The 18,501-nt window shown below is 48.1% G+C and carries 22 protein-coding genes; 17 read left to right on the top strand and 5 right to left on the bottom strand.

All coding sequences use genetic code 11. The annotated features are described in order from the left end of the window. Together QF049_RS02855 and QF049_RS02860 are read right to left on the bottom strand one after the other, a co-directional pair. A complete protein-coding gene (locus QF049_RS02855; RefSeq protein ID WP_036607883.1) occupies nucleotides 1-348 on the bottom strand; it encodes a potassium channel family protein in 348 nt (115 codons plus the stop codon). A gap of 63 nt (nucleotides 349-411) precedes the next feature. Continuing rightward, nucleotides 412-729, bottom strand: a complete 318-nt coding sequence (locus tag QF049_RS02860) for a DUF2627 domain-containing protein (protein WP_017687618.1) — start codon at nucleotides 727-729, stop codon at nucleotides 412-414. A gap of 224 nt (nucleotides 730-953) precedes the next feature. Between QF049_RS02860 and lpdA the strand changes: the two genes are divergently transcribed. From lpdA to lipB, 5 genes are all read left to right on the top strand, one after another. After that, nucleotides 954-2,378, top strand: a complete 1,425-nt coding sequence (gene lpdA / locus QF049_RS02865) for a dihydrolipoyl dehydrogenase (protein ID WP_307534678.1) — start codon at nucleotides 954-956, stop codon at nucleotides 2,376-2,378. Between the two features lie 139 nt (nucleotides 2,379-2,517). Beyond that, entirely contained in the window at nucleotides 2,518-3,546 is a 1,029-nt protein-coding gene (locus tag QF049_RS02870; protein WP_036607878.1) for a thiamine pyrophosphate-dependent dehydrogenase E1 component subunit alpha, read from the top strand. A 2-nt stretch (nucleotides 3,547-3,548) separates the two neighbouring features. Next, entirely contained in the window at nucleotides 3,549-4,535 is a 987-nt protein-coding gene (locus QF049_RS02875; RefSeq protein ID WP_017687621.1) for an alpha-ketoacid dehydrogenase subunit beta, read from the top strand. A 47-nt stretch (nucleotides 4,536-4,582) separates the two neighbouring features. After that, on the top strand, nucleotides 4,583-6,028 hold the full coding sequence (locus QF049_RS02880) for a dihydrolipoamide acetyltransferase family protein (protein WP_105599522.1): 1,446 nt from the start codon (nucleotides 4,583-4,585) through the stop codon (nucleotides 6,026-6,028). A 111-nt stretch (nucleotides 6,029-6,139) separates the two neighbouring features. After that, on the top strand, nucleotides 6,140-6,847 hold the full coding sequence (lipB, locus tag QF049_RS02885) for a lipoyl(octanoyl) transferase LipB (protein ID WP_307534681.1): 708 nt from the start codon (nucleotides 6,140-6,142) through the stop codon (nucleotides 6,845-6,847). Between the two features lie 26 nt (nucleotides 6,848-6,873). On the opposite strand, the gene prli42 is transcribed toward lipB, so the two are convergent. Further along, nucleotides 6,874-6,975 carry a stressosome-associated protein Prli42 gene (gene prli42 / locus QF049_RS02890; RefSeq protein ID WP_017687624.1) on the bottom strand — a complete coding sequence of 34 codons (102 nt, stop codon included), beginning with the start codon at nucleotides 6,973-6,975 and terminating at the stop codon, nucleotides 6,874-6,876. 82 nt (nucleotides 6,976-7,057) lie between these two features. On the opposite strand from prli42, the gene QF049_RS02895 reads away from it, so the two are divergent. Beyond that, the gene (locus QF049_RS02895) at nucleotides 7,058-8,191 is read left to right on the top strand and encodes a M20/M25/M40 family metallo-hydrolase (RefSeq protein WP_307534683.1); all 1,134 of its coding nucleotides are present in this window, start codon (nucleotides 7,058-7,060) and stop codon (nucleotides 8,189-8,191) included. 138 nt (nucleotides 8,192-8,329) lie between these two features. On the opposite strand, the gene mciZ is transcribed toward QF049_RS02895, so the two are convergent. Then, a complete protein-coding gene (gene mciZ / locus QF049_RS02900; RefSeq protein ID WP_307534685.1) occupies nucleotides 8,330-8,464 on the bottom strand; it encodes a Z-ring formation inhibitor MciZ in 135 nt (44 codons plus the stop codon). 347 nt (nucleotides 8,465-8,811) lie between these two features. Between mciZ and QF049_RS02905 the strand changes: the two genes are divergently transcribed. The 11 genes from QF049_RS02905 to sigF all read left to right on the top strand — a co-directional run bounded on the left by QF049_RS02905 (nucleotide 8,812) and on the right by sigF (nucleotide 17,458). Next, the gene (locus tag QF049_RS02905; protein ID WP_307534687.1) at nucleotides 8,812-9,405 is read left to right on the top strand and encodes an NUDIX domain-containing protein; all 594 of its coding nucleotides are present in this window, start codon (nucleotides 8,812-8,814) and stop codon (nucleotides 9,403-9,405) included. A 2-nt stretch (nucleotides 9,406-9,407) separates the two neighbouring features. Continuing rightward, entirely contained in the window at nucleotides 9,408-10,628 is a 1,221-nt protein-coding gene (locus tag QF049_RS02910) for an endonuclease Q family protein (protein WP_307534689.1), read from the top strand. A gap of 160 nt (nucleotides 10,629-10,788) precedes the next feature. Then, complete coding sequence (spoIIM, locus tag QF049_RS02915) at nucleotides 10,789-11,418, top strand: stage II sporulation protein M (protein WP_307534691.1); 630 nt, start codon at nucleotides 10,789-10,791, stop codon at nucleotides 11,416-11,418. Nucleotides 11,419-11,525: 107 nt separating this feature from the next. Then, nucleotides 11,526-11,993, top strand: coding sequence for a ferric iron uptake transcriptional regulator (gene fur, locus QF049_RS02920; RefSeq protein WP_036607866.1), 468 nt, complete (start codon nucleotides 11,526-11,528; stop codon nucleotides 11,991-11,993). Between the two features lie 158 nt (nucleotides 11,994-12,151). Continuing rightward, a complete protein-coding gene (locus tag QF049_RS02925) occupies nucleotides 12,152-12,394 on the top strand; it encodes a DUF4227 family protein (RefSeq protein WP_076215836.1) in 243 nt (80 codons plus the stop codon). 75 nt (nucleotides 12,395-12,469) lie between these two features. Then, nucleotides 12,470-13,360, top strand: coding sequence for a tyrosine recombinase (locus QF049_RS02930; protein ID WP_105599514.1), 891 nt, complete (start codon nucleotides 12,470-12,472; stop codon nucleotides 13,358-13,360). 129 nt (nucleotides 13,361-13,489) lie between these two features. Next, nucleotides 13,490-14,314 carry a purine-nucleoside phosphorylase gene (locus tag QF049_RS02935; RefSeq protein ID WP_091018093.1) on the top strand — a complete coding sequence of 275 codons (825 nt, stop codon included), beginning with the start codon at nucleotides 13,490-13,492 and terminating at the stop codon, nucleotides 14,312-14,314. 248 nt (nucleotides 14,315-14,562) lie between these two features. Beyond that, nucleotides 14,563-15,738, top strand: a complete 1,176-nt coding sequence (locus QF049_RS02940; protein ID WP_307534698.1) for a D-alanyl-D-alanine carboxypeptidase family protein — start codon at nucleotides 14,563-14,565, stop codon at nucleotides 15,736-15,738. Between the two features lie 144 nt (nucleotides 15,739-15,882). Further along, nucleotides 15,883-16,236, top strand: a complete 354-nt coding sequence (gene spoIIAA, locus QF049_RS02945) for an anti-sigma F factor antagonist (RefSeq protein WP_017687636.1) — start codon at nucleotides 15,883-15,885, stop codon at nucleotides 16,234-16,236. Continuing rightward, a complete protein-coding gene (gene spoIIAB, locus QF049_RS02950; protein WP_036672324.1) occupies nucleotides 16,233-16,688 on the top strand; it encodes an anti-sigma F factor in 456 nt (151 codons plus the stop codon). Before spoIIAA ends, spoIIAB begins: the two co-directional genes overlap by 4 nt. Nucleotides 16,689-16,702: 14 nt before the next feature. After that, nucleotides 16,703-17,458 (top strand): RNA polymerase sporulation sigma factor SigF, encoded by a 756-nt coding sequence (gene sigF / locus QF049_RS02955; RefSeq protein ID WP_036607856.1) that lies wholly within the window; start codon nucleotides 16,703-16,705, stop codon nucleotides 17,456-17,458. Between the two features lie 86 nt (nucleotides 17,459-17,544). Here sigF and QF049_RS02960 read toward each other — a convergent pair whose 3' ends face one another. Beyond that, nucleotides 17,545-18,474 (bottom strand): DMT family transporter, encoded by a 930-nt coding sequence (locus QF049_RS02960; RefSeq protein ID WP_307534700.1) that lies wholly within the window; start codon nucleotides 18,472-18,474, stop codon nucleotides 17,545-17,547. Nucleotides 18,475-18,501: the final 27 nt, after the last annotated feature.

Genomic DNA, 18,501 nt, shown 5'->3' on the forward strand with positions numbered 1-18,501 from the left:
TTACTCCGGGTCCTCTTCTGTCTTTAATTTGCGAGGGAATAGAATACCTGCTGTAATTCTGGCAATCATGGCAAAGGTGAGACCAATGCCTGCAAACATGTAGATTACGGTAAAGGCTTTGCTGAATCCGGTGGTTGGCACAAATTCAGGATGTCCCACTGTAGTCAGGGTAACCGCACAGAAGTATAACGCATCGATCCAGTGCAGACCTTCAACACGAGTGTAAAATAAAGTGCCTGACAGCAACGTTGCTGCCGTTAACGCGAACAGAGCCAGAAACTTGGGGTCTTTGAACGCATGGAAAATGCCTTTGAGCAATCGTTGTAACGTGATTAGAAATGATACCATGATGATCCATCCTGTCTATGTAAAGTAGGCGGTGTGTTGTATAAACACACAAAAAGCCCGGACTCATGGAGTCCTTCCGGGCGTCTCTGCTTTTTCGGGTACACTTTTGGACCGGAAACGGGGACCTACATAATTACGCTTGCGGTCACGGAACAAGATCCAGCCTCCCAGAAAACTCATACCTGCGGCAAAAAGGACAAGTCCACCGCCAAAGGAAAGCCACTGGAATCCTGGTGAAATCAGTTCGTTCCCGTGCTCGGCATAATATAGGAACAGGGCATCTTTCATCATCAGAAAACCCTTCATTGCCATTAAACCGGGGATGACCAGAACAACAATTGCCAAAAATCGCGCAAAGACCAATCTTGTATTCATGAGCATTATACCCTTTCTGCCAAAGTCGACATTAAATAAAGGTTACGCTTACAGATCATACCTGATTCCATCATAGCTTGGAATGCATGGGCTGTCCATGTGTGATTGGTTCAAACTTTGAGTTGACCGCTCAAGGAGAGTACAATGGCATATAGAGGGTATAAGCCAAACCATGATTCAAGCCATCATAAATTATATTGAAATTTGATTCATAGAGGAGAGCATGAGAGATGCCAATTACATGTGATGTTGCAATTCTTGGAGGAGGAACCGGTGGATATGTAGCCGCGATCCGGGCTGCACAGCTGGGCAAACAGGTCGTTATCATTGAGAAGGACAAGCTTGGTGGTACCTGTCTGCATCGTGGCTGTATTCCGAGTAAGGCTTTGCTGAAAAGTGCGGAAGTATACGCCGAGATCCAGGAGAGCGAGACGTATGGTATCGAGACAGCTGGAGCTACACTTGTATTTCCCAAAGTACAGGTGCGCAAGGATGCAATTGTCGAACAGCTTCATCAGGGCGTTCAGTATTTGATGAAAAAAAATAAAATTCAGGTTGTACACGCGAAAGGTCGCGTCATCGGACCATCCATCTTCTCACCGCAGAGCGGAGCAGTCGCTGTGGAGTTTGAAGATGGAGAGATGGATACGGTAGTTCCAACCAATCTCATCATTGCCACTGGTTCGCGTCCTCGTGTGTTGCCGGGCCTGGAACCGGACGGCAAATTCATAATGAGCAGCGACGAAGCCCTGCGTATGGATGAACTTCCTGCATCACTCATCATTGTCGGTGGGGGCGTGATTGGACTGGAGTGGGCATCCATGCTGAATGACTTTGGCGTAGACATCACAGTAGTAGAAGCAGCTGCTCACGTGTTGCCTGCCGAGGATGAGGATGTTGCCAGAGAAATGCAGCGATTGCTCGGCAAACGAGGTGTTCGTTTCCTAACAGGTGCCACTGTTCTAACGGAAACATATAACACAGATCAAGAGGGCATCCAGATTGATGTGCAGCTTGGTGAAGATAAGCAGGAAACGCTGAGAGCGGAGAAAATGCTCGTGTCGGTTGGACGTCAAGCTAATGTCGAAAATATCGGACTTGAAAATACAGATATCAAACTGGAGCGTGGGTTCATCGCTGTGAACAAACAGTTACAGACCGGTGAAGGTCACATCTACGCCATTGGTGACTGCATCGGCGGTTTGCAGCTTGCACATGCCGCAAGTCATGAAGGCATTCTCGCTGTCGAACATCTGGCGGGCGAAACGGTACATGCTGTAGAATCCCACCGTATCCCGCGCTGTGTGTACACACGCCCGGAAGCAGCAAGCATCGGATTCACCGAGCGTGAAGCCAAAGAACGTGGCTATGACATTAAAACAGGCAAGTTCCCATTTTCGGCCATTGGCAAATCGCTTATTCACGGAAGTCGGGATGGATTCGTGAAGGTGATCGCAGATGCCAAGACGAATGATATATTGGGGGTACATATGATTGGCACCCATGTGACGGAATTAATCGCTGAGGCTTCTCTGGCTCAGATGCTGGATGCCACACCTTGGGAAGTCGGACAAACCATTCATCCGCACCCTTCTCTGTCGGAAATTATGGGTGAAGCCATGTTGGCGGTCGATGGAAAGGCCATTGGAATGTAAGCCAAACAAGCTTATGAGAAAGGTCCTTTCCTTTTTTGGGTAAAAGGGATTATAATAAGGTTAAGCCAAGTCTTAGTACCAGGTTATAAGATCGGGTAGTAAGAGTGGCACAGGCTCTGATTAAAAGGAGGTACCTCATATGAGTTCACAAGGTACTGCAGACGCGGTCCATCGGCATCAACAGCTGGGACTTAGCGATGGTGAAGTATTGGATATGTACAAATACATGCTGCTCGCGCGCAAGTTTGACGAGCGTTGCTTGCTCTTGCAACGGGCTGGCAAAATTAACTTTCACGTATCCGGTGTAGGACAGGAAGCTGCGCAAGTAGGCGCTGCTTTTGGTCTGGATCGGGATCACGATTATTATTTACCTTATTACCGCGATTACGGTTTTGTACTCGCGGTAGGCATGACTCCGCGTGAGTTGATGTTGTCTGCTTTTGCGAAGGCAGAAGATCCGAATAGTGGCGGTCGGCAAATGCCGGGTCACTTCGGTCACAAAAAGCTGCGGATTGTGACGGGTTCCAGTCCGGTTACAACACAGGTTCCGCACGCTGTTGGATTTGCGCTGGCTGCCAAAATGAAGAAGCAAGAATTTGTTTCTTTTGTTACGTTTGGCGAAGGATCAAGCAATCAGGGTGACTTCCACGAGGGAGCCAATTTTGCAGGTGTGCATAAATTGCCTGTCATTATTATGTGTGAGAACAATCAATATGCAATTTCGGTACCGATTCACAAACAGTTGAGCGGCAAAATATCCGATCGAGCACAAGGATACGGGTTCCCCGGACTGCGTGTTGATGGTAACGATGCATTAGAAGTATATGCTGCAGTGAAGGAAGCGCGTCGCCGTGCAATAGCCGGGGAAGGCCCAACACTGATTGAAGCGATGATGTATCGGTTGTCACCTCATTCCACCTCCGATAATGATCTGGCTTACCGGACCAAAGAGGAAGTTGAGGAGAACTGGAAGAAAGATGGCGTTCCTCGCATGAAGAACTACTTGATTGATTGCGGCATCTGGGACGAAGCCCGGGATGCGGATCTGGCTTCCCAGCTTGCGATGGAGATGAAAGAAGCAACTGAATATGCAGACAACGCGCCATATCCTAAACCTGAGGACACTCTGACGCACGTTTATGCGGACAGCGAAGAAGGGGGACGGTAAGTATGGCAGTGATGGAATATATTGATGCAATCCGTCTTGCGATGAAAGAAGAGATGGAACGGGATGAAAATGTTTTTATCCTTGGTGAAGACGTAGGTCTCAAAGGTGGTGTGTTTACCACAACTAAAGGGCTGCAAGATCAGTTTGGCGAAATGCGAGTGATGGACACACCTTTGTCTGAATCCGCTATTGCAGGTGTTGCCATTGGTGCAGCGATGTATGGCATGAAGCCGATTGCCGAAATGCAATATTCGGACTTTATGCTGCCGGCAACCAATCAGATTATTAGTGAAGCGGCGAAGATCCGCTATCGTTCCAACAATGACTGGAGCTGTCCGATTGTTATCCGTGCGCCGATTGGTGGCGGGATCTTCGGTGGGTTGTATCACTCCCAATGTCCGGAATCGATTTTCTTTGGTACACCTGGTCTGAAAATTATAGCTCCCTACTCGGCATACGATGCCAAGGGACTGCTCAAGGCCGCTATTCGCGACCCGGACCCGGTACTCTTTTTTGAAAATAAAAAATGTTACAAACTTATCAAGGAAGATGTGCCTGAAGATGATTACATCGTTCCGATTGGTAAAGCTAACGTACTTCGTGAGGGTGCGGATATTACAGTGATCGGTTACAGTCAGCCGCTGCATTTTGTAATGCAGGCTGCTGAGGAGCTGGAACGTGAAGAAGGCATTACAGCACACGTTCTGGATCTGCGCACATTGCAACCGTTGGATCGTGAAGCGATTATTGCTTCCGCTCGTCTGACAGGCAAAGTGCTGATCGTACACGAAGATAACAAAACGGGTGGTGTAGGTGCCGAAGTTGCTGCGATTATTAGCGAGGAATGTCTGTTTGAACTGGATGCACCGATTCAGCGTCTCTGCGGACCTGACGTGCCGGCCATGCCAATTAGCCCAACATTGGAGAAATTCTACATGCTGAGCAAGGACAAAGCCAAAGCAGCAATGCGTACACTTGCCGAGTTTTAATTTCGTTTTTTGGATCGTTTAAAAGTAAAGTTTGGAGTGATAATCAAATGGCTGAACGTATGAAATGGATCGAGGTCATTATGCCGCAATTGGCGGAATCGCTGGTCTCGGCTACCATAGGCAAATGGTTGAAAAAACCGGGCGACCGTGTGGAACAGTACGAGCCGATCTGTGAAGTAATCACTGATAAAGTTAATGCCGAGATTCCATCCACTGTGGATGGAATTATGGGTGACCTTTTGGTGGAAGAGGGCACAACGATTGCTGTTGGTGAAGCAATCTGCCGCATGCAGGTCGCAGCTTCTGACGAAGAAGCGGCTGAGCAAGTAACACAAGTATCGCAGCAACAGGAGCAAGTGCAGCAACATGCTAGCCACACTCCTGTTGCCGCCTCAAATACAGCAGCACATGATCCCAACCAGCCGATGCGCAATCGGTATTCCCCGGCAGTACAATCCTTGGCAGCAGAGCATGGTTTGAACTTGCAAAGCATCCAAGGCACTGGAGCCGGTGGTCGTATTACCCGCAAAGATGTGCTGGCATTTGTTGCACAGGGAGGTAACGCGGCTGGATCGTCTGCACAAGCATCATCTGCAGCAGCACAGCATACACCTTCTGGTGTGCCGTCTGCTTCTCCATTCAGCGGAGTGAATCGTGGAAATGGAGAAATGGGTTTAACCGCTGGAGAAGCGATCTCAGCGTCCGATGCAGGTGTTCCTGTGAGACATTCAGGCATTCATCTAACCGAAAGCCCGAAAATTCCACAGATCGAAGTGGAAGGTGGCGGCCAGGGAAGATCGGAGTATTTCATCGATGTTACCCCTGTGCGTAATGCCATTGCCCGGAATATGCGTCAAAGCGTATCTGAAATCCCGCATGCATGGACAATGATTGAAGTGGACGTTACAAATCTTGTGATGCTGCGCAATAAACTCAAGGATGAGTTCAAGCGTAAGGAAGGCATCAATCTGACATATCTGTCATTCATGATGAAGGGAGTCGTTAACGCGATTAAAGACTACCCAATCATGAACTCGGTATGGGCAGTGGACAAAATTATCGTCAAACGGGACATTAACCTGTCCATGGCGGTAGGAACCGAAGATTCCGTACTTACACCCGTAATCAAACATGCCGATCAGCGAAATATTGCAGGTCTTGCCCGTGAAGTGGATGAACTGGCTCGCAAAACACGTGAAGGTACGTTGAAGTTGGACCATATGCAGGGAGGTACGTTCACGGTAAACAACACAGGTTCATTTGGTTCGATCCTGTCCCAGCCAATCATTAACTACCCGCAGGCAGCGATTCTTACATTCGAGTCGATTGTCAAGAAACCAGTGGTTATTAATGATATGATCGCTGTTCGTTCGATGGCTAACCTGTGTCTGTCGCTGGATCACCGAATCCTGGATGGCGTAATCAGCGGACGTTTCTTGCAACGTGTCAAAGAAAACCTTGAAGGATATACCATGGAGACCAAGGTGTATTAAGCAAATAGTTGTCGGGGAAGTGTATGTGCCGGAGGCCGTGCACTTTTCCTGCTGTCTACGGACAGGTGCTCAATTGTACACTGAACCTGAAGCAGAAGGGTGTGGGGAATCATGAGCAAGCCGCTGGATGTTGCATACATACCAATGCTTGATTATGAAGAGGCTTGGAACCGCCAGAAAGCGATTGTGCAGCGATTGGACGAGGGCGAGGGAGCGGAGCAGATGCTGCTTTTACAACACCCGCCTACGTATACGATCGGCTCACAAAATCATCCGGAGCATCTGCTTCTCAGTCCGGAAGAGTTGCGTGAGCAAGGGATTTCTTTGTTTCAAATTGACCGCGGCGGTGATATTACTTATCATGGCCCGGGCCAGTTGGTAGGTTACCCGTTATTGATTCTTGGTCGGGATGAAGACCTGGATCTGCACGGCTATTTACGGAAACTTGAGCAGGTACTTATGGATTATCTCGCAGACCAGGGCATCGAAGCAGGACGCAAAGAGGGTTACACGGGTGTGTGGATTGGCGATATGAAGATTGCTGCAATTGGCATCAAGTTTAATCGTTGCAAAAACCGCCGCGGTTTTGTAACCAGTCACGGGTTTGCTTTTAACATCAGCTCAGGCATTCAACATGCAGGTTTTCAGGGGATTGTTCCTTGTGGGATTGAGCAGTATGGCGTTACCTCACTGGAGGATATAACGGGCAAGTCCTATGCGGTGGAGCAGGTAGCGCAGGAGATTGTTCCGTACTTTAATCGTATTTTTCCATATCAAATTAATTGGGTCACGGAAAAAGAAGCCCTTCAACGTCTGTAAACAGTTCGTCGAAAGGCTTTAGGTTGCTATCCGAACAGTAACGGTTCGAGAGCTATGAAAAGGGTGGACCCGATCATGGCGATCAGCATGAGATAGATGATGATTTTGAACCATTTCTTTTTTTGCATGATGAGAGAACTCCTTTCAACATAAAGTAAACAAGCCATAGTAATTGTATTGTACCGTATCCACGAGAGGGAGGAAAGTCCTATGATTAAACAACAACGTGTTATCGATCAGTTCATGGAACTGGTGCAGATTGATAGTGAAACGAAAAATGAACAGAGCATCTCGAAAGTGTTAAAAGAACAGTTTACAGATCTCGGTCTTCATGTCTATGAGGATGATACCATGGAGCAAACCGGACATGGCGCCGGAAACCTCGTCATTACCTGGGAAGCCGAAGGAACTGAAGGGGTTGCACCGATCTTTTTCACATGTCATATGGACACCGTGACGCCGGGACAGGGAATTAAGCCTGAACTGGGTGAAGATGGCTGGATCCGCAGTGATGGAACAACGATCTTGGGAGCAGATGACAAAGCAGGGATTGCGGCATTGTTCGAAGCGATTCGTGTGATCCAGGAAAACAAGATTCCACATGGTAAAATTCAATTTGTCATTACGGTCGGCGAAGAGTCTGGCCTGGTGGGCGCACGTGCCATGAATCCGAAGGATATCGATGCCGAGTTCGGTTATGCGCTGGATTCTAATGGAGCTGTAGGCACGATCTGTGTTGCTGCACCAGCGAGAGCTGAAATTCAAATGAGCATCTATGGGAAGTCCGCACATGCGGGTGTGAACCCGGAAGACGGGATCAGCGCCATTCAGGTAGCAGCCAAAGCAATTGCAGCGATGACACTGGGCAGAATTGATGATGAGACGACAGCGAACATTGGTAAATTCCAGGGTGGATCAGCACTCAACGTGGTATGTGACTTTGTACAACTTGAAGCGGAAGCTCGCAGTATTGTGCAGGAGAAAGTTGAATTGCAGGTTGCACAGATGCGTGACGCGCTCGAAACAACATGTCGCAAATACGGTGCTACAGCTGAATTCAGAAGTGAGATCCTCTACCCTGCATTTGGCTTCAATGATGAACACGAAGTTGTACAGCTTGCACAGCGTGCCATCCGCAGTATTGGGCTGGAGACAAGTACGTTTGCTTCCGGTGGTGGCAGTGATGCCAATATCTTTAACGGATTCGACCTTCCGACAGTGAATCTGGCGGTAGGGTATGAGGATATTCATACAACCAAAGAACGCATTCGTGCTGAAGATATTGTGAAGTTGTCCCAGGTGGTCGTAGCTATTATTCAGGAAACGGCAGCTGGCAAGAAATAATGTGTACTTCTTAGACAAAAGTCCGAACCCGGTTTGTACGGATTCGGACTTTTTGCGAATTCATGTTATATTTCAAGGGAGAAGACTCGTTAATTTAGGGTCAAATTGAGTCAATGGGTGAATGGATTAATGACCCATTCATTTGCGTCCAGCGAGCAGATCGACTAACTTGGTATCTGGGCCCCACTCGCGCAACCATTGCTTGAGTATGAGCTGCACTTGCCGGGCTTGTCCTACCACGTGTACGGATTTAGGCGTCAAATAACTGTTCATCAAAATTCCCCCTGATTTGTTTATATTTACTGTGAGACTTCTATACGCTCACCATATGCCCCAAATCAGAGATTTATACATTAAGCGAATATATAAATTGAGCTAATCCTTTACACAAGAACGGAGAGGACAGAAATAACCAAGAGAAGCGGAGCGTTCGCCAAAAAGCTTTCTGAAGGAAAGCTGCATCGTAAGCATAAGCTATCACCAAATTTTATCTATTAGTGAAAGAAATCAAAAAATCTGGGGATAACAGCGATCGAAGGGTTGTTCTGTCATCGGAGTGGTTAGTGTAAATATTTTTAGTCAATTTATATATAATCCAACGATATGGAGTTGAAGAACAAATGAAACCAAACCAATCTGCCCAATCCATCCACGCGGCGCAGCCTGCCAATCCAAAACTGGATGAAGTGACCGTATCCACTAAGCCAATCTTCGAGGGCAAAGTGATTTCACTTCAAGTCGATACCGTTAAACTGCCAAACGGCCAGACGGCGACACGTGAGATAATCCGACACCCTGGAGCGGTAGCTGTACTTGCTCTGAATGGGGATCGCATGCTTGTTGTGGATCAGTATCGTCAGGCAATGGGACGTACCGAAGTAGAGATTCCTGCGGGGAAACTGGACCCGGGTGAAGAACCAGAGGTTGCAGCAGCACGTGAATTGCGAGAAGAGACGGGATATGTGGCCAAGTCGCTACGTCATTTGCGGTCGTTCTATACTTCACCGGGGTTCGCAGATGAAATCATTCATCTCTACATCGCAGAAGAGCTTGAAGCAGGGGACATGGCGCTGGACGAAGATGAATTCCTTGAAGTATCCGAGATCACACTGGAGGAAGCTTACGCTCTCATGGACGAGAACCGGATTAGTGATGCTAAAACGATGATGGCTGTGTACGCGTGGGACCTTTACAGAACGACAGGACGGTTCTAGGCATGCAAGACCAACTGAAAACGTCCACGATGTGGGAGCCCTGTTATACAGACCTGCATATTCACATCGGACGAACCTCTCGCGGTGAGGCTGTTAAAATTAGTGGCAGTCGGGATCTGACATTTGAGAATATTGCCCGGGAAGCTTCGGAACGTAAAGGAATTCATTTGCTTGGTGTTATTGATTGTCATTCTCCGGTTGTACAGATGGATATTGAACAATTGCTGGAGAGTGGTACCATGTCCGAGATTGAGGGAGGCGGCATTGCCTACCAGGACACCACCATTCTGCTGGGTACAGAGATTGAGCTGCGCGAGCCTGGAATGCGTGAGTTCCATATGCTGGCGTACTTCCGTGATCTGAAAACAATAAAGTCCTTCACGGACTGGATGAAACGTTATATGAAAAATGTGAATCTCAGTTCTCAGCGGGTATACGTGCCCGCTCTGGAGATGCAAGCCGAGATTAAGGCACGTGGTGGGCTTATTGTGCCTGCACATGTATTTACACCGCATAAAGGCATCTATGGTAGTACTGCGCCCCGTATGAGCGATGTGCTGGATACTAGTCTCGTGGATGCGGTAGAGCTGGGGTTAAGCTCGGACTCATCCATGGCCAGCTATATTCGGGAGTTGGATCATGTACCGTTTCTGACCAATTCGGATGCTCATTCACTTGGTAAGATTGGACGGGAGTATAACGAACTGCAAGTTGCTGCCCCTTCTTTTGATGAATTCCGTATGGCACTTCAAGGAGAAGCCGGCAGGAGCATTGCGGCCAATTATGGACTGAATCCAAGGCTGGGCAAATACCACCGTACCTACTGTGCAGCATGTGGCAGCATTATGGACGAGCAAGCGATGTCAGCAGAGCGTTGCCCTCACTGTGGCAGTCTGAAGTTGGTTCAGGGGGTGTTGGACCGCATTCTGTCAATCTCTGATCGGGAGAGTCCTCATGTCCCTGCAAACAGACCAGCCTATCATTATCAGGTACCACTGGAGTTCATCCCCGGTCTTGGCAAAGCCAAACTGCGCCAGCTACTGGACCATTTTGGTACAGAAATGAACGTACTTCATCGTACGCGTGAGGAAGAGCTTACTGCGGTTGTTGGACCTGTGCTAGCAGGCTTAATTGTGGCTGCACGGAACGGACAACTGGTGCTGTCCTCCGGAGGTGGCGGTACGTACGGTAAGGTTGCTGTTCAGGAAAAAGCTTCGGAGTGACCCGTGTAAATACTCCTAGGTTCAACTGATAAAGCTTCTCTTCACGTAGAGCCAATCTGGACAAGAAGTCATACAGGTGCATTCCGGTTCATAAGAATGACTATGAGGATGTAACTGAGAATCCTTGCAGCATGATACCGGAAAGGGGACTCGTACCTGTATGCGCTCTTCCTACTTAACATTTAAAGGTCAGACTTCGTTATATGTATTCGTGGCTGTCTTGTTTCTGGTCGGCGTCATTTTTGGCGCGCTCATGGTGAACGCATTGTCTCTTGAGCAACGTCAGGATCTGGAGGGTTATCTGGGCAATTTCTTCATGACCGTGCAGCACAGTGCACAGGTGACGGAGACCGGGGCATATTGGGACATTGCCATGCTTCATCTGAAATGGGTAGGTCTGATCTTTATTCTGGGTTTATCCGTCGTTGGACTACCCGGTATACTGGTTCTGGATTTTTTGAAAGGTGTGCTCATTGGATTCACAGTAGGGTACCTTGTTGGACAGTATTCCTGGAAAGGGCTGCTGTTTGCACTGGTGTCCGTGGCACCGCATAATTTGTTCGTCATTCCGATCCTTCTGGTCTGCAGTGTGGCGGCGATGACGTTCTCGTTATACATCATTCGCAATCGTGTTTTGATGCAGCGAACACCTGGTCGACAAAGGCCTTTTGCTTCATATATAGTGTTAACTTTGGTTATGGCTGCATTGCTGCTCGGCGTGGCATCTTTTGAAACATGGGTTACACCTGCGATGATGCGTTGGGTCACGCCAATGTTACTACCGGCCTAACGTGCACCGTATAGTGTAAAATGTTGACTTTAATTACGCACTCCCCCTATAATGAAAAGAGTGGGTTAAGTTGCAGTGTGCAGTGATTTCCTAGGGGGAGGGAGAAAATGGAAGCACGGATTGATAAAATTAAGCAGCAACTACAGTCCCAAGGATATAAATTAACGCCCCAGCGGGAAGCCACCTTAAGAGTACTTCTTGAGAATGAAGAAGATCATCTGAGCGCAGAAGACGTATTCATGCTCGTTAAAGAAAAGGCTCCCGAAATCGGTCTGGCAACCGTGTACCGTACCCTCGAACTGCTGAGTGAGCTGCATGTTGTAGAGAAAATCAACTTCGGCGACGGTGTAGCGCGTTATGATCTGCGCGGAGATACATCCAAGCATCACCATCATCACTTAATCTGTGTTCAATGCGGAAGTATGGATGAAATACGTGAAGACTGGCTTGGACCGCTTGAAGAGCGTTTGGAGCGGGAATTCAACTTTTCGGTAGTAGATCACCGACTGGACTTTCATGGAATTTGTTATCGTTGCAAAGCTAAAAATGAACAGAAACCCAAAGATGAAGAATAACATAGCATATCTTCAAGCTCTCACCGGCGGTTTTGACGGGAGAGCTTTTTTGGCACCGGACATGATCTGGAGTTTCCCCCGAATGGCATAAACCTCTGTTTATGGACATACCCTGATTCAAGGACAATACCGGATTCGAATCAGGAGGGGACGCGCCCATGATTATATCAGTGCGGAGAGGGCTCCGTTTTATTCGATTTATCATAGTTTTTGCCGCATTAGTTTATCTGTTCTATCATGTTCTGGATCTGTTCAATGGCTGGATCTCACCTGTGGATCAGTATCAGATGCCAACTGGCAATGCAATCAAAGTATTTCAGGAAACGGATTGGCCGGGTAATGGAGAAGGACGTCCTACGATGGCAGAGCGTCTCCGTTTGTTCTATTGGTACGGGGAGTAGCTTCAAACAGCCAGGGATGCAAATACGGGAGCAGTCTGCCAGAGCGGCAGATCTGTCAGTTGAGGAGCGTTGTATATGAAACAGACGATACATGCCTATGCCTTATACTTGGAAGATGATAAAGGGATGTCGAGCAGCACGCTTGAATCGTATCTCCGAGACGTGGACAAGTTCATTGAATTTGCAGATAAGGAATATGGCATACGCGAAGCCGATCAGGTCAGACGCACACATGTCGTCCTGTTTGCAGGTCAACTCAAACAGGCGGGACGTGCCAATGCAACCATTGCCCGCAGCATCGTATCTCTGCGCTCCTACTTTCATTTTTTGATGCGGCGGGGTGATATTATACAGGACCCTACGTTTGATGTGGAAGCTCCCAAGGCGGACAAGACGCCACCACAGGTGTTAAGTATCCAGGAGATCGAACAACTGCTGACGGCGCCTGATATTCGTTCACCGCAGGGTGTGAGAGATCGAGCCATGCTTGAACTGTTATATGCTACAGGCATTAGGGTCTCGGAACTGATTGCCCTTGACATTCGGGATGTTCAGCCTGGCATGCGCTTTATACGATGCGGTGGGGCGGGCAAGGAACGTATCCTTCCCATCGGTGCACCAGCAGCACATTGGGCAAGTGTATATGTGGAGGAATTCCGCAACAAGTTGCTCAAAACCGATTCGGACGAGCAGGCACTATTCGTGAATGTATCTGGCAGACGTTTAACCCGGCAGGGCTTCTGGAAGCTGCTCAAAAAAGCGGCGGTGGACGCAGGAATCTCAGAAGAAATTACGCCGCATACGCTGCGTCACTCCTTTGCAGCACACCTGATTGCCAATGGGGCCGATACACGTGCGGTTCAAGATATGCTGGGTCACGTGGAGCAGCCTGGACAACAATATGGCAATCATGGTCGCAAAACCATGAAAGAAATCTATGAAACCCATCATCCGAGGGCAAGATAGATTTTGACGCATGGCATTCACAAATACATGCGGAACATTGGGCCGATTTAGGATAAAATAAATTGAATACATCCAAACGCCGTTATACATAAGACGGATCGTTTCAACTCAAGGAGGAACATACATCGCATGACAGCATTAAACCAACAAATGATTTCGGAAGCAGCATCTTATATTCAAAGCAAAAGCTCCATCAAGCCGGAAGTCGGTTTGATTTTGGGTTCAGGTCTTGGCGTACTGGCAGAACTGATTGAAGATGGCGTAAGTATTGCTTATCAGGATATTCCACATTTTCCGGTGTCCACAGTAGAAGGACATGAAGGTGAACTATTGGTCGGAACCATTAAAGGTCGTCCAGTCGTGATGATGAAAGGCCGTTTCCATATGTATGAGGGATATGGTCCGGAATTGACAGCTTTCCCGGTACGGGTTATGAAAGAATTGGGTGTAAGTAGCCTGCTTGTAACCAATGCTGCAGGCGGTGTGAATACGTCGTATGAAGCTGGAGACTTGATGCTGATCTCTGATCACTTAAATCTCACAGGCAAAAATCCACTGATCGGACCAAATGACGCTGCACTGGGCGTGCGTTTCCCTGATCTGTCCGAAGCATATAGCCGCCGTTTGCGTGCGCTGGCGAAGGATACGGCCGCGTCACAAGGTTTTAACGTACGTGAAGGGGTATACGCAGGTATGCTTGGTCCGAACTACGAGACACCGGCAGAGATCAGAATGCTGCGTACATTGGGCGCAGACGCAGTGGGCATGTCCACTGTATCTGAAGTGATCGTGGCACGCCACGCAGGCCTGGAAGTACTCGGTATTTCCTGTATCAGCAACATGGCTGCCGGAATTCTGGACCAGCCGCTGTCACATGATGAGGTGATGGAAACGACGGAACGTGTGCGTGAGTCGTTCCTGGCGCTGGTATTGGCGGTTATTCCACAAATGTAAGCAAGATTTGAGTAGATAAGGTTACCTCTTTGGATGAGAAATCATCGGGGGGTAACCTTTTTTTGTTGTGTTAAATGTACGGTTATTCATTCGTTGAGTGCAGTGCGTTATTTTGCTTTGACCACATTTTCAATAAAAGTTCGGGAAATCATGCTTTACATGGAATAATTTACTGGAAACGGGCCGACAATGATTAGCAGTACATGCATGGAACATGCAGTAAGCAAGTCATTTGAGGAGGTAACTTAGTGAATAAAAGAATAATGGCATCGTTCATGACCCTTTGCATCCTGCTGTCCCTTTTGGCATCAACGGCATTAGCTGAAGAAACACCGAAGGCAGCGGGAGGAACTGATCTGGCCCCGTCGGCGCGCTCTGCCATCTTAATGGATGCAGATACGGGAACGGTCATTTATGAGAAAAACAGTCATGATCAGCTGCCTCCGGCGAGCATTACAAAAATTATGACCATGCTGCTTACGATCGAAGCGATCGACTCAGGCAAGCTGAAGCTGACGGACAAAGTAAGAGCGAGCGAATATGCAGCTTCGATGGGCGGTTCGCAGATCTTTCTGGAGCCCGGGGAAGAAATGACAGTTGATGATATGTTAAAAGGGATCGCGATGGCTTCAGGCAATGATGCCTCGGTAGCGATGGCTGAGAAGATCGCTGGCTCGGAAGAAGCCTTTGTACAGCTGATGAATGAGCGTGCGAAGGAGCTTGGCATGAAGGATACTCATTTTGCCAACTGTAACGGTCTGCCGGTCGATAATCATTATTCTTCCGCCCATGATATTGCCGTCATGAGCCGTGAACTGTTGAAGCATTCCGGGATTACGAAGTACACCGGTGCATATCAGGATTACCTTCGCAAAGATACGGAAAAGCCATTCTGGCTGGTGAACACAAACAAGCTGGTTCGTTTTTATCAAGGGGCAGACGGTTTGAAAACAGGTTACACATCCGAAGCGAAATTCTGCTTGTCCGCAACAGCGTCCAAGGATGGACTGCGTGTCGTTTCCGTGGTACTCGGTGAACCGAATACCAAAACACGGAACAGCGAAGTATCTTCGATGTTTGACTATGCCTTTAGTCAATATACGATGAAGGCTCTCTATAAGGCAGGGGATCTGCTGGGCAGTCTGAAGATCGAAAAAGGCGAAGTTGCCGAATTGCCTCTGAATGCCACGCAAAATTATAGTGTGCTGATGCGCAAAGGAGCCAAATCCAATGACATCCGGCATGAATTGCTGGTTGCCAAAGAATTGAAAGCTCCGATCAAGGCTGGGCAAAGTATAGGTAAACTGGTGGTTTACCAGGGCAACGACGTCATTAAGGAGTTCGACATTCAGGCTCCACAGGATGTGAATAAGGCTGGCTGGTGGAAGCTGTTCAAGCGGACAACGTCCAATCTGTTTGACTAAACGGCGATTTCCGCGAGTTGCACGCATCCTTCGAACATATTTTGTAGTTAAATAGGGGTTTTCTTCTAGTTTTGTCGGGGGGCAGGAAAAGCCTTCGGAAGCGTAGAAATCCTTGTTCTAAGACAGGGAGGAGAGTGAGCAAACGTGAACTTGCATGTGGAAATGGAACACCATCGCGGGATTCTGATTGTACGATTATCCGGGGAGCTGGATCACCATACAGCTGACATGGTACGGATGCAGATGGATGAAGCCATCCAGCGGAGACAAAGCGAGCATCTCGTACTCAGCCTGAAAGATCTGCAATTTATGGACAGTTCGGGCCTGGGTGTCATATTGGGAAGATACAAGCTCATTAAGAATAAAGGCGGCAAGATGGTGGTGTGTGACGTCAATTCGCCAGTGTACCGTTTGCTGGAAATGTCGGGTCTGTTCAAGATTATGCCGATATACGAAAATGAGGGAACTGCTCTCTCAGGTCTGGAGGTCGTCTCATGAATGAAGGAACAGGGACAAATTTCATGAATCTGCAATTCGCGGCCAAGTCAGAGAATGAGTCGTTTGCACGGGTAACCGTTGCTGCGTTTATCTCCCAGCTTGATCCAACGATGGACGAGCTCAGTGACCTGAAGACGGTCATTTCGGAAGCCGTGACCAACAGCATCATCCACGGATACAACAACAACTCCGAGGGTGTGGTGTCTATCCAGGCCGAGATTCGGGAAGACATGATCACAATTATTGTGGAAGACCGCGGTGAAGGAATCGAAGATCTTGAACTCGCCAAGCAGCCGCTATATACGTCCAAACCCGAACTTGAGCGGTCGGGCATGGGCTTCACCATTATGGAAAACTTTATGGATGAATTCGAAGTCAGCAGTGAGCCCGGCAGAGGCACCTCCATCAAGATGAAAAAAAGGATTGAATCCAAGAAAGCATTGTATAATTAGGGGTTGGTGTTCTTATGGATGCTGAAGTGAAACCATCTTCACAGACCTATTTGGACGATGCCGAGGTCAAACGGCTGATTGCGCTCAGTCAGTCGGGTGACCATGTCTCACGGGATACGCTGGTGAACTGCAACATCAGACTCGTCTGGTCCGTCGTACAGCGTTTTATGAACAGGGGATATGATCCGGAAGATCTGTTCCAGATTGGTTGTATCGGTCTGCTCAAGTCAGTGGACAAATTCGATCTCAGTTATGACGTGAAGTTCTCAACCTACGCGGTACCGATGATCATCGGAGAAATCCAGCGATTCCTGCGGGATGACGGTACCCTTAAGGTCAGTCGTTCACTGAAAGAGATGGCGAATAAAGTCCGCAAAAAAAGGGACGAACTGTCCAAACATCTGGATCGTTTACCAACGATTAAGGAAGTTGCCGCAGAGCTGGGGGTAACCCCCGAGGAAGTGGTATTTGCCCAGGAAGCGAACAAACCACCGACCTCCATCCATGAGACGGTATTTGAGAATGACGGTGATCCTATTACGTTAATGGATCAGATTGCCGACGAGTCTCAGGAACGTTGGTTTGACAAGCTGGCGCTGAACGAAGCCATCGGTGGTCTCAGTGAGCGGGAGCGGTTAATCGTTTATCTTCGGTATTACCGGGATCAGACCCAATCCGAGGTTGCCAGCAGGCTGGGAATATCCCAGGTGCAGGTATCACGTCTGGAGAAAAAAATACTGCAATCCATCCGCGACCAGATCGCGCAGTGATTTTGTGGAGTGCAATACAATATTGGCGTCTATACACCAATATACGACAACTAACAACCTTCTATCGCGCATTATGGCGAGGAAGGTTATTTGTTGTTAATACGGGGAGATCTCAAACGATTGGACTGCATGACCAGCATCATGCCAAGAATACATGCCATACCAATCCATTGATAGAAGCCAAAAGGTTCATGGAGCCATATGACGGTTGTTCCAACAGCAGCAAGGGGCTCAGCGCTCCCGAGCAGGCTAGTTTCCTTGGGTGTAAGACTTTTGAGACTCGCAATATAAAACCAAAAAGCAATCAGGGTTCCAAAAAGGATCGTAAATATCAAATAACCGTAGGTTTCAAGCGTGATGTTAGCAAAACTCATTTTCCAGGGCGGGTGAATAAAACTCATTCCCAAACCACCGATGATCATAGCCCAGCCGACCACAACAAGTGAATCGTACTTTTTAATTAGTTGCACGGCATACAGCGTATAAAATGCAGCTGAAACCCCAGATAACAGGCCCCATATCACTGCCAGCGAGGAGACAGATAACCGCGTAAGCGAGCCATTCGTCAGCAGGAAAAAACACCCACTGAGAGCCAAAACGGCGCATGCAAGGTCATTGCGTGTGAGGACCGACTGCTTACGGAGTGCGATGTAAATGATGATCATGACAGGGGACAGATACTGCAGCAGTGTAGCCACCGCTGAATTGCCGTGTTTAATGGATGCCATGTACGTATACTGAACGGCAAGCATGCCCACCAATCCGAAAATGATCAGCTGTCCAGCCGTTTTTTTATTTCTCCACACATCAAAAATCTGAAATCGTCCATTTGTAAACGATTGAATAACCAGTAATAGTAACCCAGCAATTAACAAGCGTACAGTAACATACCAATTGACCTCAATTCCATCCAGTTGAAACAGTTTTTGAGATACCGTCCCCCCAATGCCCCAGCAGATGGCTCCCGTCAGAACGAGTACGATGCCTGAAATTTTGGATTTTGCAGAAGTTGTCATTCTTGTTCGCCTCACCTTAAATATAAG

This window comes from Paenibacillus sp. W4I10 (genome assembly GCF_030816325.1).
GTDB lineage: Bacteria > Bacillota > Bacilli > Paenibacillales > Paenibacillaceae > Paenibacillus > Paenibacillus amylolyticus_B.

Excerpts from the sequence above, each read along its gene's own strand:
- QF049_RS02855 (WP_036607883.1), bottom strand. The coding sequence starts at position 348 with ATGGTATCATTTCTAATCACGTTACAACGATTGCTCAAAGGCATTTTC.
- QF049_RS02860 (WP_017687618.1), bottom strand. The coding sequence starts at position 729 with ATGCTCATGAATACAAGATTGGTCTTTGCGCGATTTTTGGCAATTGTT.
- lpdA (WP_307534678.1), top strand. The coding sequence starts at position 954 with ATGCCAATTACATGTGATGTTGCAATTCTTGGAGGAGGAACCGGTGGA.
- QF049_RS02870 (WP_036607878.1), top strand. The coding sequence starts at position 2,518 with ATGAGTTCACAAGGTACTGCAGACGCGGTCCATCGGCATCAACAGCTG.
- QF049_RS02875 (WP_017687621.1), top strand. The coding sequence starts at position 3,549 with ATGGCAGTGATGGAATATATTGATGCAATCCGTCTTGCGATGAAAGAA.
- QF049_RS02880 (WP_105599522.1), top strand. The coding sequence starts at position 4,583 with ATGGCTGAACGTATGAAATGGATCGAGGTCATTATGCCGCAATTGGCG.
- lipB (WP_307534681.1), top strand. The coding sequence starts at position 6,140 with ATGAGCAAGCCGCTGGATGTTGCATACATACCAATGCTTGATTATGAA.
- prli42 (WP_017687624.1), bottom strand. The coding sequence starts at position 6,975 with ATGCAAAAAAAGAAATGGTTCAAAATCATCATCTATCTCATGCTGATC.
- QF049_RS02895 (WP_307534683.1), top strand. The coding sequence starts at position 7,058 with ATGATTAAACAACAACGTGTTATCGATCAGTTCATGGAACTGGTGCAG.
- mciZ (WP_307534685.1), bottom strand. The coding sequence starts at position 8,464 with ATGAACAGTTATTTGACGCCTAAATCCGTACACGTGGTAGGACAAGCC.
- QF049_RS02905 (WP_307534687.1), top strand. The coding sequence starts at position 8,812 with ATGAAACCAAACCAATCTGCCCAATCCATCCACGCGGCGCAGCCTGCC.
- QF049_RS02910 (WP_307534689.1), top strand. The coding sequence starts at position 9,408 with ATGCAAGACCAACTGAAAACGTCCACGATGTGGGAGCCCTGTTATACA.
- spoIIM (WP_307534691.1), top strand. The coding sequence starts at position 10,789 with ATGCGCTCTTCCTACTTAACATTTAAAGGTCAGACTTCGTTATATGTA.
- fur (WP_036607866.1), top strand. The coding sequence starts at position 11,526 with ATGGAAGCACGGATTGATAAAATTAAGCAGCAACTACAGTCCCAAGGA.
- QF049_RS02925 (WP_076215836.1), top strand. The coding sequence starts at position 12,152 with ATGATTATATCAGTGCGGAGAGGGCTCCGTTTTATTCGATTTATCATA.
- QF049_RS02930 (WP_105599514.1), top strand. The coding sequence starts at position 12,470 with ATGAAACAGACGATACATGCCTATGCCTTATACTTGGAAGATGATAAA.
- QF049_RS02935 (WP_091018093.1), top strand. The coding sequence starts at position 13,490 with ATGACAGCATTAAACCAACAAATGATTTCGGAAGCAGCATCTTATATT.
- spoIIAB (WP_036672324.1), top strand. The coding sequence starts at position 16,233 with ATGAATGAAGGAACAGGGACAAATTTCATGAATCTGCAATTCGCGGCC.
- sigF (WP_036607856.1), top strand. The coding sequence starts at position 16,703 with ATGGATGCTGAAGTGAAACCATCTTCACAGACCTATTTGGACGATGCC.
- QF049_RS02960 (WP_307534700.1), bottom strand. The coding sequence starts at position 18,474 with ATGACAACTTCTGCAAAATCCAAAATTTCAGGCATCGTACTCGTTCTG.